Origin of the sequence: Pseudomonas siliginis (genome assembly GCF_024072275.1) — a bacterium.
GTDB lineage: Bacteria > Pseudomonadota > Gammaproteobacteria > Pseudomonadales > Pseudomonadaceae > Aquipseudomonas > Aquipseudomonas siliginis.
On record NZ_CP099598.1, the window covers coordinates 1,395,686 to 1,412,903 of the forward strand.

Consider the following 17,218-nt stretch of genomic DNA (forward strand, 5'->3'; position numbering starts at 1 on the left):
GATGGCGCAGGATCGTTGATTTGACGCTACCTTGAGTGGACGCTCGCGGGCATCTGTACCAGGCCTGAATGGAAGCCAATTTTATCCGGATGGTGTCGTGACAGGCGCCAGGCCACGGGGTTTAATGAACACATGTTCTTTCGGAGTTGATGCTATGCGTAAGTCTGTTCTGCTGGTTGCTTCCTTTTCGACGATGGCGATGTTGCTGACCGGCTGCCAATCGAGCCTCACCGGCGACTCCTACTCCCGTGACGAAGCGCGTCGTGTGCAGACGATTCGCATGGGCACCATCGAATCCCTGCGACCGGTAAAAATCGAAGGCACCAAGACCCCGATCGGCGGCGCAGCAGGCGCAGTGGTCGGCGGCGTCGGCGGCAGCGCTATCGGCGGCGGCAAGGGCAGCATTGTGGCTGCGGTCATCGGGGCAGTGGCCGGCGGCCTGCTTGGCTCGGCCACCGAAGAAGGCCTGACCCGCACCCAGGGCGTGGAAATCACCGTCCGCGAAGACGACGGCAGCATGCGCGCCTATGTGCAGCAGGTTCAGGAGAATGAAGTATTCCGCGTTGGCGAGCGGGTGCGGATTTCCACCGTTGGCGGAACCAGCCGCGTTTCGCACTAAGCGGGAAGCCGGGTAAAAGAAAACCCCGATCAGGAGACTGATCGGGGTTTTTCTTTGCTTGTGAATTGCTCATTCAGTATGTGGCGCAGGTGCCCATGAAGTATTCGAGGCCCCTGTATTTGCTAAGTCATTGGTCTTCAGTGGATAGATATAGGTCAAGGTGTCGAGGCAGTTTTACGGCGCATGCTTGTTCAATATCAGTGATCTGTTGCTCCGTCAGCTTGTAATCGTAAAGAAGGTCTTCTTCCGTACTCCAACCCATAATGACTTTCAAATTGGACGTGGGGATGGAGAGCGCTTGCTCAAATACAGCAGAGTCGTCACCTTTTACTACGCCCATGATTCGATGCTTCACGGTTCTATCCTTCTTGTAGGATCTGCTGGTTTCGTTTGTTCGCCTGTTTCATGGTTGTATTCCCCGAGATGCCTTCCACGCTTTGTATATTTCTCAATGGCGCCATGTCGGAAATCCCATTCGTAAATTATTCCCTCTCTATCTTTCCAGCGTGGCCGTAATCCTCCGCCACCCTTTATTGGTGTTTTTGGGGTAGCCCATCGAGCATCCGGATATGCAGGCAAATTTTTGGGTTTTTGATGGTAATTTCCCTGCGAAATACTGGCCACTATATAGAGCGGCCTCATGCCTGCTGCCGCAGGGAAGACCAAAATAAAATCCCGATACTCCGGCGGATAGACCGGATTCACCAGTATCCCGTCCGCCGCCTTCGTCGGTGGATACACCCAGATATGCGGTGCCTGCGGTGCGGCCTCCAGCGCTGGAATGCCTAGGATGTCCGAGCCATCCACCGCCGGGGTCCAGAGCAGTTCGACGCCTTCACCCAGATCGGCAACGAACCGGTCGCCACGCGCAATGAACTGCACGACATCGACCATTTCCCAATCGCGGTTCTTACCGGTGTAGAAACCGTAACCCTTGAGGCTGCCATCGGCCTGTTGCTCGACGCGCAGGCGCACGCGGGTTCGGGCTTGTTTGAGTGTGCTCAGTTGCTCATCGGTGTAGAGCGCGCTGTCGCCCAGGCTGGATGGCATCAAAAGCGCAACCAGCCCCACCAAAGTCGCAGCCGCCGCAGGGGAGGCGAGCGCCGGTAGCACTTCAAAAGCCGAGCCTGCCAAGGCCAGACTGCCGAACCCGACCGGGATGGTGTTGGCGCTGATTTTCTTGAGAGGAATGCCGCCGCTTGCGTCGGCTTCGCGAGCGCCGAGCAGGATCAGCTCGCCGTAATCCTTCAGGCTGTCGGTCGGCACCATGCCGGAAGGATTGCTGTAATCGATAATCGCATCCGGCAACTTGCAGGACTTGGCGAATACACAGCCGGCACGCACGGCTTCAGGTTTTTTCGCAGCCACTTCACGGCTGTGCTCGAAAGCCTCCTGCCGCGCCAGCATCGCGTCGTAAGCGTTTTGCCCGGCTTCGCGCTCGGCAAGTTCTGCCGCCGTCATATACCGCCAGGTAACGTGATGTCCGTCGCCCTCCGGCGGGTTTTGCACCCGGGGAATGTCCTTGTTCCGCGCCACTGATCGTCCCTTCGTTCATCATCGACAGCCCCTCGGAAAGGGGCTGCAGGACGTTATCGAAGCGGAGAAAGTGTGGCTGTAGGACGGGTCGCTAATGACGTGGGGATTGTTCGCTGCGTAACTGTCAGGCGAGGAATCTGTGGCGAGGGCCAAGCTCCCTCGCCACAGGGGTCATTGCAGTTGTGAATTCTTGCGACTCGCCGCCGCCGTCACCGCATAACCAATCACCGCCGCGAGAATCGAGCCGGTGAGGATGCCCATGCGATCCATGCCGGCGTAATCACTCACGCCCGGTTCGAAGGCCAGCGAGCCGACGAACAGGCTCATGGTGAAGCCGATGCCGCAGAGGATTGCCACGCCGAGGACCTGACCCCAGTTGGCGCCTTGGGGCAGGGCGGCGATGCCAATCTTGACCGCCAGCCAGGTCAGGCCGAACACGCCGATGGTCTTGCCCAGCAGCAGGCCGATGGCGATGCCCATCGGTACGTCGTGGGTGAAGCTTTCGACGGTGACGCCGCTCAGTGACAGGCCGGCGTTGGCGAAGGCGAACAGCGGCAGGATGCCGTAGGCGACCCAAGGGTGCAGCGCGTGTTCGAGGGTCAGCAGCGGCGACGACTCGGCGTTTTTCGTGCGCAGGGGAATGCAGAAAGCCAGGGTCACGCCGGCCAGTGTCGCGTGGACACCGCTCTTGAGCACGCAGACCCAGAGGATCAGGCCGATGATCATGTACGGCCCGAGCTTGACCACGCCGAGCCGGTTCATCGCCACCAGCGCGGCAATGCACGCAGCCGCCAGGCCAAGGGACAGGGTCGAGAGTTCGCCGGAATAGAAGATTGCGATGATGACGATGGCGCCCAGGTCATCGATGATCGCCAGGGTCATCAGGAACAGTTTCAGCGACACCGGAACGCGTTTGCCGAGCAGGGCCAATACGCCGAGGGCGAAGGCGATGTCGGTGGCGGTCGGAATGGCCCAGCCGCTCAGGGCGGCGGGGTTGTCGCGGTTGAGGAACCAGTAGATCAGCGCCGGCACCAGCATGCCGCCGATCGCCGCTGCGCCGGGCAGGACGATCTGCGAAGGCTTGGACAATTGGCCGTCGAGCACTTCGCGTTTGACTTCCAGACCGATCAGCAGGAAGAACATCGCCATCAGGCCGTCATTGATCCACAGCAGCAGGGGTTTGGCGATTTTCAACGCGCCGATCTGCGCCACCACCGGGGTGTCGAGCAGGCCGGTGTACAGCCACGACAGCGGTGAGTTGTTGATGATCAGCGCGAGAACGGCTGCGGCGATCAATAGCAGACCGCTGGCGGCTTCCAACTGAAAGAAACGCGTGAAAGTGCTACGCAGAGGCAAGGTCGCTCTCCATCGAATCAAGAAAAAGGTGAAACACCCTAACCCGTACCGTTAGTTGTTAAAACAAAAGTTATATTCTTTTTTGTTATATGTCGTTACAGGCTGTCTGGCTCGGGCAGCACTGAGCCTAGCAGTTGCCTGACACATTGAGACTCAGCTGTATCTTTGCCGCCTGCGGGATTTTTCCTAAGCTTGCGCCAGACCTTTTTCAGGAGACCGATCTCCTGGCTGATTCAATGAGAACCGAGACCATGAGCGACAACCGACAGTGGGCACGCGAAGCCATCCGCATCATCGAGGCGGACTTCCAGCGCAGCGCCGACACCCACCTGATCCCTTTGCCGCTGCCCGGTTTTGCCGGCATCGAGTTGTATTTCAAGGACGAATCCAGCCACCCGACCGGCAGCCTCAAGCATCGCCTGGCCCGTTCGCTGTTCCTTTACGCGCTGTGTAACGGCTGGCTGAAACCCGGCGCGCCAGTGATCGAAGCGTCCAGTGGGTCGACGGCGATTTCCGAAGCGTATTTCGCGCGCATGCTCGGTTTGCCGTTTATCGCAGTAATGCCGGCGACGACTTCGAAAGAGAAGATTGCCCAGATTGCTTTTTACGGCGGGCAGAGCCATCTGGTGCAGGATCCGACGCAGATCTACGCCGAATCCGAGCGCCTGGCCCGCGAGCATGGCGGTCACTTCATCGATCAGTTCACCTACGCCGAACGTGCCACCGACTGGCGAGCGAACAACAACATCGCCGAGTCGATCTTCCAGCAGATGCGCTACGAAAAGCACCCTGAGCCGACGTGGCTGATTTCCAGCCCCGGCACTGGCGGGACTACAGCGACCCTTGGTCGATACGTGCGTTATCGCCAGCACTGCACCCGCGTGTTGTGTGCCGATGCCGAGCGTTCGGTGTTCTTCGATTTTTACCAGACGGGAGATGCCAGCCTGCGTCTGGATTGCGGCTCACGCATCGAAGGCATTGGCCGGCCTCGGGTGGAAGCGTCGTTCCTGCCCAAGGTGATCGATGCGATGGTCAAGGTGCCGGACGCCCTGTCGCTGGCGGCCATGCATTATCTGGCGCAGCGTTTAGGGCGGCATGTCGGCGGGTCGAGCGGGACCAATCTGATCGGTGCGCTGATGGCGGCGCAACAGATGAAAGCGGCGGGGCAGTCGGGGTCGATCGTGGCGATCCTGTGCGATGGCGGCGAGCGTTATGCCGACACGTATTACGATCAGCAATGGCTGAAGGCGCAGGGTTATGAACTGGGTGACTTGATTGCAGCGGTGGCGGCAAGTGCCGAGCGCGGAGAGGCGCTCCCGACCTCGGTGCTGCGCGCGAATATCTAAAGCTCAACGCAGAAACCACTGTGGGAGCGAGCCTGCTCGCGAAGGCGGAATCACATTCAACAACTTCGTTGAGTGACAGACCGCTTTCGCGAGCAGGCTCGCTCCCACAGGGTTTTGTGTTGGGTCAGCTGATGCTGATCAGGCTTCCAGTCCGAGGATATCGCGAGCCACTGCCTCGGCAATGCGAATCCCGTCAACACCCGCCGAGAGAATCCCGCCGGCATAGCCCGCGCCTTCACCGGCCGGGAACAGGCCTTTGACGTTCATGCTCTGCAGCGACTCGTTGCGGGTGATGCGCAGCGGCGATGAAGTGCGCGTCTCGATTCCGGTCAGCACGGCGTCGTGCAGCGAATAACCGCGAATCTGCTTCTCGAACGCCGGCAAGGCTTCACGGATCGCCTCAATGGCAAAGTCCGGCAGCGCCAAGGCCAGATCGCCCAAGGCCACGCCCGGCTTGTACGACGGCTCGACTTCGCCCAGTTCGGTCGATGGAATGTCGTTGATGAAGTCGCCAACCAGTTGCGCCGGAGCCTTGTAGTCGCTGCCGCCAAGGATGAACGCGTGGGATTCCAGGCGCTCCTGCAACTCGATACCGGCGAGCGGGCCGCCCGGATAGTCGACTTCCGGGGTGATGCCGACGACGATGCCGGAGTTGGCATTACGCTCGTTACGCGAGTACTGGCTCATGCCATTGGTGACCACGCGATTCGGTTCCGACGTCGCAGCGACCACGGTGCCGCCCGGGCACATGCAGAAGCTGTACACCGAACGCCCGTTCTTGGCGTGGTGCACCAGTTTGTAATCGGCCGCGCCAAGTTTCGGGTGGCCGGCGTATTTGCCCAGGCGCGCGCGGTCGATCAGCGACTGCGGATGTTCGATGCGGAAACCCACCGAGAACGGCTTGGCTTCCATGAACACGCCACGGCTATGGAGCATGCGGAAGGTGTCGCGGGCGCTGTGGCCGAGGGCCAGAACCACGTGTTTGGAATGCAGGGTTTCGCCGCTGGCCAGTTGCACCCCCACCAGTTGGCCGTCTTCGATCAGCACGTCGCTGACGCGCTCCTGGAAGCGCACTTCACCGCCCAGTTCGCGGATCTGTTCGCGCATGTTTTCGACCATACCGGTCAGGCGGAACGTACCGATGTGCGGCTTGCTGACGTAGAGAATTTCTTCCGGTGCGCCGGCCTTGACGAACTCGTGCAGGACTTTGCGGCCGAGGAATTTCGGGTCCTTGATCTGGCTGTACAGCTTGCCGTCGGAGAACGTGCCCGCGCCGCCTTCGCCGAACTGCACGTTGGACTCGGGATTGAGCACGCTTTTGCGCCACAGGCCCCAGGTGTCCTTGGTGCGCTGACGGACTTCGGTGCCGCGTTCGAGAATGATCGGTTTGAAGCCCATCTGTGCCAGCAGCAGACCGGCGAAGATGCCGCAGGGGCCGAAACCGACGACGATCGGCCGCTGGCCGAGATCGCTCGGTGCCTGGCCGACGAATTTGTAGCTGACATCCGGCGCCACGTTGACGTTACGGTCGTCGGCGAACTTGCCCAACACTCTGGCCTCGTCGCGTACGTTGAGGTCGATGGTGTAGATGAAGCACAGTTCGGAGGACTTTTTGCGCGCGTCATAGCTGCGCTTGAACAAGGTGAAATCGAGCAGATCATCGCTGGCGATGCCCAGACGTTGCACGATGGCGGCGCGCAGGTCTTCTTCGGGATGGTCGATTGGCAGCTTGAGTTCAGTGATTCGTAACATGGCGGGGATCCGGATTCGCGGGGCGCACAACTGCGCCAAGGCGTTTGAAGGCGGCGATTATAAGCCGCCGCGAGCGGATCCGTGGGGGAAAAACGATCAGTCGTTACGCGCGCCGCCGAAATAGCCGCAGCCGCGCTGCACCTGACCGTCGATGCGCAACTCGGCGCTCATGTGCTGCACGCTGCCGGTGCTGCTGTCGACGCAGCGCTGTGGCGCCACCCACAATTCGATGCGCTGGTTGTTGGCTTCGCTGCTGAGATTGAAGCGGCCGTCGCCCAGTTGCTCTTCCACATACGGCACCGCCAGTGGAGCCTGGCCGTCACGCTCGATGACCATGCCTTTGCCGCTGACCTTGACGTTCCACTCCGGGCCATGGCCGGCAGCGCGCAGGATCAGCAGTTTGAAATTTGGGTCGTCGCAGGCCGTGCCCGAGCGCTCGACGCGATACAACTGGCCGAGGTCGAGGCGGTCGCCGGAAACCTTGCCGCGCACATCGGCAAACAACTTGCCTTGCTCGTCGGCCAAGGTGGCGGCCTCTTGCAGGACGCTGGTGCCGCCGATGTCGTTGACCACCAGTTGCCGCTGCTCCTGGCACGGCTGGAACACCAGTTTGCCGTCGGCGGCGGTCAGTTGCCCCTGCATTCGCGTCTGTCCGGCATGGGACACACTTTCACGCTGGCCGTCGAACAACTGGCAGGCGGCAAACATCGGCAGCAGGGCAACGAGGACGAACGAACGGGCAACACGCATCTTTGGCTCTCCAGACAAGTGCTGCCACGTTACGCAGGCTGAGTGCCTATCACAAGGTCTGGTCTGCCACTATTGAGTCGGGCGTGGGAGCATCGCATAGTCTCTTGCACGTTTTTTGATAGATCAGGGAGTGTTAAATGAGATGGAAAATTGCGCTGTTGCTGTTGGCATCTGCAAGCGCTGTCAGCGTCCAGGCAGCCGATTTGGCTTTCTCTTCAGGGGTTGATTTCACAAAGATGGTAATGCTGCTCAAGGATGATCAGGGGCCTAATCCGGATCTTGTCGAACTATCCCTGGTGTTGACACCCGTAGCCACTGCGAGGGCTAAGGCAATCAGTCATGAGGCGATGGGCCAGCCATTGAGTCTTTCGATCAACGGCCAGCACATTTCCACGGCGACAGTGCGATCCGAGCTGGGCGGGGAGTTCAGGATCTCTATGTCGCGGTCTGTCGCCAAACGGCTTTTACCTACCTTGATCGATTAATCATTCAGGCCACGTGAAACGTCTGCCCTGTTTGCAATCCTTCGACACTTTTCGCGTAGGCCAATGCCACTTCCGCGGCAGGAACCGGCTTGAAGCCACGGAAGTAGGGCGCGTATTTGCCCAGGGCTTCGGTCAGTACGGTCGGGCTCACCGAGTTCACCCGCAGGCCACGCGGCAGTTCGATGGCGGCGGCGCGGACGAAGCTGTCGATGGCGCCGTTGACCAGCGCTGCCGAGGCACCGCTGCGAATCGGGTCGTGGCTGAGCACGCCAGTGGTAAACGTGAACGAAGCGCCATCGTTGGCGTACTCGCGGCCGATCAGCAGCAGATTGACCTGACCCATCAGTTTGTCTTTCAGGCCGAGGGCGAAGCTGTCTTCGGTCATGTCGTCCAGCGCTGCAAAAGTCACGTTGCCCGCCGCGCAGATCAGCGCATCGAACTTGCCGGTCTGTTCGAACAGCTTGCGGATTGAGGCGCTGTCGCTGATATCCACTTGCAAGTCACCGCTGTTACGACCGATACGAATGACCTCGTGGCGTTGCGACAATTCTTTGTCCACCGCTGAGCCGATGGTGCCGCCTGCGCCTATCAACAGAATTTTCATCGTGCTGTACCCCATGTGTGTGAATGAGGTTTCAGTCTAGGGTGGTTTTTTCAGCGGATAAGCGCACTAATAGGCAACCTTTGGTTTTCAATTGGAAACAATCCATGAGCGAAATGGATGATCTCGCCGCGTTCGCTGTGCTGATCGAGGCCGGCAGTTTCACCCTTGCGGCGCAGCAGTTGGGCTGCAGCAAAGGCCAGTTGTCCAAGCGCATCAGCCAGCTCGAAGCGCAGTTCGGTGTGGTATTGCTGCAACGCACCACCCGGCGCTTGAGTCTGACGGCGGCGGGGGCGGCGCTGCTGCCGCAGGCCCAGGCGCTGGTGGTCCAGGTCGAACGCGCACGGCAGGCTTTGGCGCGGTTGAAGGACGACATGGCCGGCCCCGTGCGCATGACGGTTCCGGTGTCGCTCGGCGAGACCTTCTTCGATGGCTTGCTGCTGGAGTTTTCCGGGCAATACCCCGAGGTGCAAATCGAGCTGGAGCTGAACAACAGCTATCGCGATCTGTCGCGCGATGGCTTTGATCTGGCGATTCGCGCCGAAGTCGCCAATGACGATCGGCTGGTGGCCAAGCCGTTGTTGGCGTGGCACGAAATGACCTGCGCCAGCCCGGCCTACCTCGAGCGCTTCGGCGAGCCGGCGACGCCCCATGCCTTGGCCGAGCATCGTTGTCTGCTCAACAGCCATTACAGCGGTCGCGAAGAATGGCTGTATCACCAGCAGCACGAGTTGTTGCGGGTGCGGGTTTCGGGTCCGTTTGCCAGCAATCACTACAGCCTGTTGAAGAAAGCAGCGCTGTCCGGCGCCGGCATCGCCCGTTTGCCGTCGTATCTACTGCAAGCGGAACTGGCTGACGGCCGCTTGCGCTGGTTGCTGCGCGATTACCAGACCCGACGCATGCCGATGTATCTGGTGCACCCGTATCAGGGTGGATTGCCCAAGCGCACGCAGGTGTTGGCGGATTATTTGATGGGCTGGTTCAAGCGCAGTGGCGAGGCGCTGGATCGACTCCAGCGCTGACACCGAACCTGTGTAGATACCGTCTTGAGCCTCACCGGGCAAGCGCAAGTTTCGGGTCATATGGCAGTCCTGACTTGAGCACTCCGTAAATGAAGTGCAGCAGCTTGCGCATTGCTGCGCAGATGATCTGCTTGGGGGCCTTGCCATTGGCTTCCAGGCGTTCTTTCATCGCCTTGATCGCCTTATTGTGTTTCAGCGCCACCATGCCAGGCATGTAAAGGCCTGCACGCAGCCGTGCTGACCCTACTCTTGAGATCAGGGTGTGACCTTTGAGCTTTCCTGATTCCTGCAGCTTTGGATTGAGCCCTGCGGCAGCGACCAGTTGGCGAGGATCACTGTATTTGCGCAGGTCACCCAGTTCGGCGAGCAATCGTTCAAGCGTTTTTTGTCCGATGCCGTCGATGGTTACGATGAGATCCCGCATCTGACGCATATCCGGGTCGTCATCGATGTGTTTTTTGATCGCCTTATGCGTTTCTACGATCTCTTTTTCGATATGGCGCAGAACGGAGTTGATCGAGTCTTTGACCTTTTCGTCGGAAACGTCCAGACGATTAAGCTCCATTTGTTCCATTTCCTGAAGGTCATCCAGGCGGCGCACCATTGCTTTTAACTGGCGGTATTTCAGCGGCTCAGGCGCCCATGGGTGAAGTTTTTGATCCTTTTCCCGGGCAAAGTCGGCGATCAGTTTGGCATCGCTTTTATCGGTCTTGATGCGGCGCAGTTCGCTGTCAGCGTACGCTTTGGTCGTAGCCGGGTTCACGACGCAGACCCGGAAGCCTTTGTTGTAAACGAATTCCGCGAGCTCCAAGTGGTAGACGCTGGTGGCTTCCATCACGATCAGGGCCGAACGCTCGGCGTTTTTTTCTAGCCACGCCTCAAACTCTTTAAAGCCCTTTGGATCGTTGGCCAGCTTGGCCTTGGTTTTGTGCTTGCCGTTGGGCTGGTGTGTAGCGATATCAAAGGTGTTCTTTGCGATGTCGACGCCAACGAAACCGGACATGATCGTTTCTCCACTTGTTCCCTGTTGCGATCATCACGTCACTCTGTCCAACCTTGCGAATGCGGGCTCTCGCCGCAGGCGGGCCCAAGATACCGTGCGAACTGTACGAGTGAGTGTGGAGGGCTGGAGCACGATCTACGTCACAGGCAAAAAGCCTAAGGAGCTGCGCGGCTTCCAAGTCCCTCCCTCGATGATCAGTCGAGAACTATCGCTCCTGACGGAGCGTTAGTCGAGATACAAGGAGCTGCCGAAGGCTGCGATCTTTTGATTTTTAGAAGCAAGATCAAAAGATCGCAGCCTTCGGCAGCTCCTACAGTTTCAGGTCAGCCTTGGCATCGGCGGGCAATCAGGTGATCGATCGACAGTTTGCCCGGCCCGGTCGCCATCAGGTACAGCAACACCGCCGCCCAGGTGCCGTGGGTCGGGTAGGCATCCGGGTAGACAAACAGTTGAATGGTCAGGGTCATGCCGAGCAATGCCAGCGCCGAAAACCGTGTGGCGAAGCCGAGCAGGATCAGCAGCGGAAACACATGTTCGGCAAACGCCGCCAGATGCGCGGCAATTTCCGGCGACAGCAGCGGCAGGTTGTACTCGCTCTGAAACAGCGGAATCGTCGAGTCGGCCAAACGCGGCCAGCCCAGTTCAAAGGTGCCGTCAATCAAATCGACGGCCAGGCCTTCGACCTTGGTTTGCCCGGATTTCCAGAACACCGCAGCGATGGAAAAACGCGCGATGAAGGCAATCAGGCTGTGCGGGATTTTTTCCAACAGCGCGATGACGCGCGGGATAAAAGCGTTCATGGCAACTCCTTGTAATTCAGCTGGGTGATCGCGTTATGCGCAATCAGTAAGGCGAGGGTTTGCGCGAGATCGAACGGCGGGCTGTTTTCTGCCGCCGCGAGCAGTGGCGAGCCCTGGAGCAGATGACCAATGAACACGCTCGCACCCGCCTCAAGAGCGAACACCTCAACGTCGAGACCGTTGCGCAGCACCAGGGCATGCTGGCCTTGATGGAGGCCAATGCCCGCGAGACTTGGCTCCTGCTGATGCGCGGCCCAGATCGCCACCACCGCAAAAGCAGAGTCGAGCAGGTGCAGCGAGGGATGGAGTTCGAAACACAGTTCACTCAGCGTCTGCGGATCGGCCAGCGCGGCACTGACTTGTTCAGGCCGGATCGGCTGCGCATCGGCGGCGTGGTAGGCAACAGTACGCAAGTGCTCCAGTCGCGCGACGTCTGCGACATAAGGCACGCCGGCAATGGGTTCGAATTGTGCGATGAAGTCGGCGAAGTCCTCGCCATAGAGGCTCATCAACGGACTGTGAGGCGGCTGACTCTGGACGAAAATCGCCGCCATGGCGCGGAAGAATTCCTCGCCGACCAATTGCAGCACCACCGGATAACTGTCGGCCAGGGCATTGATCAGCGAGCTTTGCACGTTGTTGCGATAGACCGCGAAACGCCGCGACGGATCAGCGCCATTGCGGCTGCACAGGCCCTTGGGATGCGGCAGTTGCGCATTGAGCAGGGCGGCGGCGAAGTCCGCTTGCGTGCTCATGCCGCACGCTCCGCGCGGCGCAACAGCGTCTCGGCTTGCTGCGCTTCGGCGAGCAAGACGTCGAAGGCCGGCACCTGATTATCGCGTTCGATCAACGTCGCCACCGGGCCGATACGTTGCAGCACTTGCCGGTACAGATCCCAGACGGCCTGATCAACCGGCGCGCCGTGATCGTCAATCAGCAAGCGGTCGCCAAGGTTGTCGCAATCTTCAGCGAAGCCGGCCAGATGAATCTCGCCGACTGCGTGCAGCGGTAACGCATCAAGGTAGGCCGACGGATCGCGCTGATGATTGATGCACGACACGTAGACATTGTTGACGTCGAGCAACAAGCCGCAGCCGCTGCGGCGGATTACTTCGGCGATGAACTCGGCCTCGTCGATCGTCGAGTGCTCAAACCCCAGATAGGTCGCCGGGTTCTCCAGCAGCATCGGTCGCTTCAGAGTGTTCTGCACCTGGTCGATGTGCGCACAGACGCGGTTCAGCGTCGGCGTGTCGTAAGCCAGTGGCAGCAGGTCATTGAGGAACACCGGGCCGTGGCTCGACCATGCCAGATGTTCGGAAAAGGCTTGCGGTTGATAGCGCTCGATCAGCTCGGCGAGGCGTTTGAGGTGCTGGCTGTCCAGCGGGCCTTCGCCACCGATCGACAGTCCAACGCCATGCAGTGACAGCGGGTACTGTTCGCGAATCAGACCGAGAAAATGATGAAACGGGCCGCCGGCCACCATGTAGTTTTCGGCGTGGACCTCGAAGAAACCGAGGTCCGGTACGGAGCCGAGCACATCAAGGAAGTGCCCGGTCTTGAGCCCCAGCCCGGCGCGGGCAGGGAGCTCGGTGCGAGCTGCCTGAGTGCGCGGCAGGGACGGTTCGTGATGACTGAACATGGGCGTCACTCAGGCAGGCCGTGGATCAGGACTTGGCTTTGAAGGCTTCGAGCTGACCGAAACCGGTCGGCGAGGTTTTGCTCTCGGTGGTGGCGCAGGTGCCCTTCGGAACGAGCTTCCAGGCGTTGGCCTGATAGTCCATTTTCGCCGTGCCGGCGCAGGTGGTGCCGGCACCTGCGGCGCAATCGTTCTTGCCTTTCAGGGCTACGCCGAAGCATTTTTCCATGTTGGCATCAGCGGCCTGAGCGGTGGAGACAGTGGCGATGCTCAGAGCGGAACCGAGGGCCAGAACCAGGGCGGTAGCGGACAGGGTACGGGTAGTCGCAGTCATGATGTTTCTCCAGTTTTTATCAGGGTTTCTGCAAGCGGTTTGCGCTTGCTTGTCCCTCTAGAGAACGGGTGGGGGGATGCGTTACAGGTGGGGCGAGAAATTTATAAAAAATTTCGGATTCAGCAGTATCCCTGTGGGAGCGAGCCTGCTCGCGAAGGCGGTGTGACATTCAACATTATTGGTGCGTGATACATCGCTTTCGCCAGCAGGCTTGCTCCCACAGAGGATCGGTGTTTTTCGTTTGGGCATAAAAAAACGGCCCGAAGGCCGTTTTTCTGTGCAGCGATAACACTCAACCGCCGAGGTACGCCTCGCGCACTTTCGGGTCGGTCAGCAGCGCTTCACCGGTGCCTTGCATGACCACGCGGCCGTTCTCCAGAACGTAGGCGCGGTCGGCGATTTTCAGCGCCTGGTTGGCGTTCTGCTCGACCAGGAACACCGTCACACCGTCCTTGCGCAGCTGTTCGATGATGTCGAAGATCTGCTGGATGATGATCGGCGCCAGACCCAGCGACGGCTCGTCGAGCAGCAGCAGCTTGGGCTTGCTCATCAGTGCACGGCCGATGGCGAGCATCTGCTGTTCGCCGCCGGACATGGTGCCGCCGCGCTGGTTGAAACGCTCTTTCAGGCGTGGGAAAAGTCCGAGGACCTTGTCCATCTGTTCCTGATAGTCGTCTTTGTCGGTGAAAAATCCGCCCATCGACAGGTTTTCTTCCACGGTCAGACGGGCAAACACCCGACGACCTTCCGGGACCACGGCGATGCTCTTGCGCATGATCTGCGACGAGTCCTGGCCGACCAGTTCCTCACCCATGTAGCGGATGCTGCCGCTGTGCGCCTGCGGCGAACCGCAGAGTGTCATCAGCAGCGTGGATTTGCCGGCACCGTTGGCGCCGATCAGCGTCACGATCTCGCCCTGACGGACTTCGACGTTGACGCTGTGCAGGGCCTGGATCTTGCCGTAGAAGGTGGAAACGTTTTCGAACTGCAGCATTTACGCTTCCCCCAGGTAGGCTTTGATCACTTCAGGATTGTCGCGGATCTGTTCCGGCGTACCGTCGGCCAGCGGCGTGCCCTGATTGATCACGACGATGTGGTCGGAAATGCTCATGACCAGTTTCATGTCGTGTTCAATCAGCAGCACGGTGACGTTGTGCTCTTCGCGCAACACACCGATCAGCGCCTTGAGGTCTTCGGTTTCCTTCGGGTTCAGGCCGGCGGCCGGTTCGTCGAGCATGAGAATCCGCGGACGGGTCATCATGCAGCGGGCGATTTCCAGACGCCGTTGCTGGCCGTAGGCGAGGGTGCCGGCGGTGCGGTTGGCGAACTCTTTGAGGTTGACCTTTTCCAGCCAGTATTCGGCAAATTCCATCGCCTCGCGCTCGCTTTTGCGGAACGCCGGGGTCTTGAACAGGCCGGACAGGAAGTTGGTGTTCAAGTGACGGTGCTGGGCGATCAACAGGTTCTCGACCGCAGTCATGTCCTTGAACAAACGCACGTTCTGGAAGGTACGCACCACGCCTTTGAGCGCGATCTTGTGGCCCGGCAGGCCCTGGATCGGCTCGCCGTCGAGCAGGATGCTGCCGCCGGTAGGCTGATAGAAGCCGGTCAGGCAGTTGAACACGGTGGTCTTGCCGGCGCCGTTCGGGCCGATCAGGGCAACCACCTGTTTTTCCTTGACGGTCAGCGCCACGCCGTTGACCGCCAGCAAGCCGCCGAAGCGCATGCTCAGATTTTCGACTTTAAGGATCTCCCGGCTCATTTGCGCAACTCCATGTGTGGGCGTTGCATCGGCAGCAGACCTTGTGGACGCCAGATCATCATCAGCACCATCAGCGCACCGAACATCAACATGCGGTACTCGCTGAACTCACGCATCATTTCCGGCAACAGGATCATCACGATCGCCGCCAGAATCACACCCAATTGCGAGCCCATGCCACCCAATACGACGATGGCAAGGATGATCGCCGACTCGATGAAGGTGAACGACTCCGGCGTTACCAGCCCCTGACGTGCAGCGAAGAAGCTGCCGGCGAAACCGGCGAACGCAGCGCCCAGGGTGAAGGCGGAGAGCTTGATCACGGTCGGGTTCAGGCCCAACGCGCGGCAGGCGATTTCGTCTTCACGCAGTGCTTCCCACGCACGGCCGATCGGCATGCGCAGCAGACGGTTGATCACGAACAGCGCGGCCAGTGCGAGCAACAGCGCAACCAGGTAAAGGAAGATCACCTTGTTGATCGAGTTGTATTGCAGGCCGAAATACTCGTGGAACGTCTGCAGGCCTTCGGCGGCTTTGCGCTCGAAGGTCAGGCCGAAGAACGTCGGTTTTTCGATGTTGCTGATGCCGTTCGGGCCACCGGTGATGTCGGTCAGGTTACGCAGGAACAGACGGATGATTTCGCCGAAACCCAAGGTCACGATCGCCAGATAGTCGCCGCGCAGACGCAACACCGGGAAGCCCAGCAGGAAGCCGAACGTCGCCGCCATCAGGCCGGCAATCGGCAGGCAGATCCAGAAGCTCAAACCGTAGTAATGCGACAGCAGCGCGTAGCTGTAGGCGCCGACGGCGTAGAAACCGACGTAACCGAGGTCAAGCAGACCGGCCAAACCGACGACGATGTTCAGGCCCAGGCCGAGCATCACGTAGATCAGGATCAGCGTTGCGATATCCACCGCGCCACGGGAGCCGAAGAACGGCCAGACCAGGGCGATCAGAATCAGCGCAATGATGAAATAGCGCTGGGTGGTTGGCAGGGTCAGAAAGTTGCTGGCCTTGGCCGGGATCAGCGGCATGCCCGGCGAGGAGCGCCAGGCCTTGCTGATCTGCTGGTTGAACAGCACGCGCAAGAACATCAGCACCGAGCAGATCGCGATGGTCGCGAGTACCGCAGGGCTGGTGTTGTGCACTTCCAGATTGATGCCGACGATGGTCAGTTTCAGACCCAGTACCGGGTAGGCCACCGCCCACACCAGCAAGGCACTGAACAGTGCCTGTTTAAGATTCCTAGTCATACTTTCTCAACCTCCGGACGGCCCAGAATGCCGGTCGGACGGAACAACAGCACCAGAACCAGCAGGCCGAACGCAACGACGTCCTTGTACTGGTCGCCGAAGATATCGGCACCGAACGCTTCCGCTACACCGAGCACCAAGCCGCCGAGCATTGCCCCGGGGATGCTGCCGATGCCGCCCAGTACCGCAGCGGTGAAGGCCTTGAGGCCGACGAGGAAACCGGCGTTGGGGTTGATCACGCCGTATTGCATGCTCAGCAGCACCGCAGCGACCGCCGCCAGCGCAGCACCGATGACGAAGGTCAGGGCGATGATGTTGTTGGTGTTGATGCCGAGCAGGTTGGCCATCTTGATGTCCTCGGCACAGGCGCGGCAGGCGCGGCCCAAGCGGGAACGGGAGATGAACAGGGTCAGGCCGAGCATGGCGATCAGGGTCACCACGAACACCACGATCTGCATGTAGGAAATCAGCACTTCTTGTGCGCCACCCGGACCGAAGGCGAAGTTGCCCGGGATCAGGTTGGGGATAGCTTTGTCCTTGGAGTCTTGCGCCAGCAGAACGGTGTTCTGCAGGAAGATCGACATACCGATGGCAGAAATCAGCGGGATCAGACGGTTGCTGCCGCGCAGGGGGCGGTAGGCGATCCGTTCGATGCTGTAACCGTAGGAACTGGTGACGACGATGCTGGCGATGAACGCCGCGGTCATCAACAGCGGGACACTGTCGAGTCCCATCATGGTCAGCCCGGCGATGGCGATGAAGGCCACGTAGGAACCGATCATGTACACCTCGCCGTGGGCGAAGTTGATCATTCCAATGATGCCGTAGACCATCGTGTAGCCGATGGCGATCAGGGCATACATGCTGCCAACGTTGAGGCCGTTAACCAGCTGTTGGAAGAAGTGATAGAGGTCAGGCATTACAGCGCTCCTAAAAACCTGTACGCATTTCACTGGTGGAGTC

The 17,218-nt window shown here is 59.8% G+C and carries 19 protein-coding genes; 4 read left to right on the forward strand and 15 right to left on the reverse strand.

Annotated features, from left to right (window positions below):
- Positions 1 to 154 precede the first annotated feature (154 nt).
- Positions 155 to 619, forward strand: a complete 465-nt coding sequence (locus tag NF676_RS06645) for an outer membrane lipoprotein (protein ID WP_016771369.1) — start codon at positions 155 to 157, stop codon at positions 617 to 619.
- Between the two features lie 127 nt (positions 620 to 746).
- On the opposite strand, the gene NF676_RS06650 is transcribed toward NF676_RS06645, so the two are convergent.
- The 3 genes from NF676_RS06650 to nhaA all read right to left on the reverse strand — a co-directional run bounded on the left by NF676_RS06650 (position 747) and on the right by nhaA (position 3,511).
- Complete coding sequence (locus NF676_RS06650) at positions 747 to 974, reverse strand: hypothetical protein (protein ID WP_056783366.1); 228 nt, start codon at positions 972 to 974, stop codon at positions 747 to 749.
- Positions 971 to 2,155, reverse strand: coding sequence for a colicin E3/pyocin S6 family cytotoxin (locus tag NF676_RS06655; protein WP_252887415.1), 1,185 nt, complete (start codon positions 2,153 to 2,155; stop codon positions 971 to 973). The genes NF676_RS06650 and NF676_RS06655 overlap by 4 nt, the downstream gene beginning before the upstream one ends.
- A 171-nt stretch (positions 2,156 to 2,326) precedes the next feature.
- The gene (nhaA, locus tag NF676_RS06660) at positions 2,327 to 3,511 is read right to left on the reverse strand and encodes a Na+/H+ antiporter NhaA (RefSeq protein WP_041478038.1); all 1,185 of its coding nucleotides are present in this window, start codon (positions 3,509 to 3,511) and stop codon (positions 2,327 to 2,329) included.
- Between the two features lie 251 nt (positions 3,512 to 3,762).
- Between nhaA and NF676_RS06665 the strand changes: the two genes are divergently transcribed.
- Positions 3,763 to 4,857, forward strand: a complete 1,095-nt coding sequence (locus NF676_RS06665) for a PLP-dependent cysteine synthase family protein (RefSeq protein WP_041478037.1) — start codon at positions 3,763 to 3,765, stop codon at positions 4,855 to 4,857.
- 138 nt (positions 4,858 to 4,995) lie between these two features.
- Here NF676_RS06665 and NF676_RS06670 read toward each other — a convergent pair whose 3' ends face one another.
- Together NF676_RS06670 and NF676_RS06675 are read right to left on the reverse strand one after the other, a co-directional pair.
- Complete coding sequence (locus NF676_RS06670; RefSeq protein ID WP_041478036.1) at positions 4,996 to 6,609, reverse strand: NAD(P)/FAD-dependent oxidoreductase; 1,614 nt, start codon at positions 6,607 to 6,609, stop codon at positions 4,996 to 4,998.
- Positions 6,610 to 6,705: 96 nt separating this feature from the next.
- Positions 6,706 to 7,359 carry a COG3650 family protein gene (locus NF676_RS06675; protein ID WP_130902004.1) on the reverse strand — a complete coding sequence of 218 codons (654 nt, stop codon included), beginning with the start codon at positions 7,357 to 7,359 and terminating at the stop codon, positions 6,706 to 6,708.
- Between the two features lie 137 nt (positions 7,360 to 7,496).
- Between NF676_RS06675 and NF676_RS06680 the strand changes: the two genes are divergently transcribed.
- The gene (locus NF676_RS06680) at positions 7,497 to 7,844 is read left to right on the forward strand and encodes a hypothetical protein (RefSeq protein WP_252877606.1); all 348 of its coding nucleotides are present in this window, start codon (positions 7,497 to 7,499) and stop codon (positions 7,842 to 7,844) included.
- Positions 7,845 to 7,848: 4 nt separating this feature from the next.
- Here the strand turns inward: NF676_RS06680 and NF676_RS06685 are convergent, their stop codons facing one another.
- A complete protein-coding gene (locus NF676_RS06685; RefSeq protein WP_252868912.1) occupies positions 7,849 to 8,448 on the reverse strand; it encodes a short chain dehydrogenase in 600 nt (199 codons plus the stop codon).
- Between the two features lie 104 nt (positions 8,449 to 8,552).
- On the opposite strand from NF676_RS06685, the gene NF676_RS06690 reads away from it, so the two are divergent.
- Complete coding sequence (locus NF676_RS06690) at positions 8,553 to 9,467, forward strand: LysR family transcriptional regulator (RefSeq protein ID WP_056783386.1); 915 nt, start codon at positions 8,553 to 8,555, stop codon at positions 9,465 to 9,467.
- Between the two features lie 31 nt (positions 9,468 to 9,498).
- Here NF676_RS06690 and NF676_RS06695 read toward each other — a convergent pair whose 3' ends face one another.
- The 9 genes from NF676_RS06695 to livH all read right to left on the reverse strand — a co-directional run bounded on the left by NF676_RS06695 (position 9,499) and on the right by livH (position 17,175).
- The gene (locus tag NF676_RS06695) at positions 9,499 to 10,470 is read right to left on the reverse strand and encodes an IS110 family RNA-guided transposase (RefSeq protein WP_252867835.1); all 972 of its coding nucleotides are present in this window, start codon (positions 10,468 to 10,470) and stop codon (positions 9,499 to 9,501) included.
- A 323-nt stretch (positions 10,471 to 10,793) separates the two neighbouring features.
- Positions 10,794 to 11,270, reverse strand: coding sequence for a DoxX family protein (locus NF676_RS06700; protein ID WP_252887416.1), 477 nt, complete (start codon positions 11,268 to 11,270; stop codon positions 10,794 to 10,796).
- Entirely contained in the window at positions 11,267 to 12,025 is a 759-nt protein-coding gene (locus NF676_RS06705; RefSeq protein ID WP_252887417.1) for an HvfC/BufC N-terminal domain-containing protein, read from the reverse strand. The genes NF676_RS06700 and NF676_RS06705 overlap by 4 nt, the downstream gene beginning before the upstream one ends.
- Positions 12,022 to 12,909, reverse strand: a complete 888-nt coding sequence (gene bufB / locus NF676_RS06710) for an MNIO family bufferin maturase (protein WP_252887418.1) — start codon at positions 12,907 to 12,909, stop codon at positions 12,022 to 12,024. Before bufB ends, NF676_RS06705 begins: the two co-directional genes overlap by 4 nt.
- Positions 12,910 to 12,934: 25 nt before the next feature.
- A complete protein-coding gene (locus NF676_RS06715) occupies positions 12,935 to 13,240 on the reverse strand; it encodes a BufA1 family periplasmic bufferin-type metallophore (protein ID WP_041478029.1) in 306 nt (101 codons plus the stop codon).
- Positions 13,241 to 13,532: 292 nt separating this feature from the next.
- Complete coding sequence (locus tag NF676_RS06720) at positions 13,533 to 14,234, reverse strand: ABC transporter ATP-binding protein (RefSeq protein ID WP_150636427.1); 702 nt, start codon at positions 14,232 to 14,234, stop codon at positions 13,533 to 13,535.
- Entirely contained in the window at positions 14,235 to 15,002 is a 768-nt protein-coding gene (livG, locus tag NF676_RS06725; RefSeq protein WP_016771357.1) for a high-affinity branched-chain amino acid ABC transporter ATP-binding protein LivG, read from the reverse strand.
- Positions 14,999 to 16,255, reverse strand: coding sequence for a high-affinity branched-chain amino acid ABC transporter permease LivM (locus NF676_RS06730; protein ID WP_016771356.1), 1,257 nt, complete (start codon positions 16,253 to 16,255; stop codon positions 14,999 to 15,001). Before NF676_RS06730 ends, livG begins: the two co-directional genes overlap by 4 nt.
- Positions 16,252 to 17,175, reverse strand: a complete 924-nt coding sequence (gene livH, locus NF676_RS06735; protein ID WP_016771355.1) for a high-affinity branched-chain amino acid ABC transporter permease LivH — start codon at positions 17,173 to 17,175, stop codon at positions 16,252 to 16,254. The genes NF676_RS06730 and livH overlap by 4 nt, the downstream gene beginning before the upstream one ends.
- Positions 17,176 to 17,218: the final 43 nt, after the last annotated feature.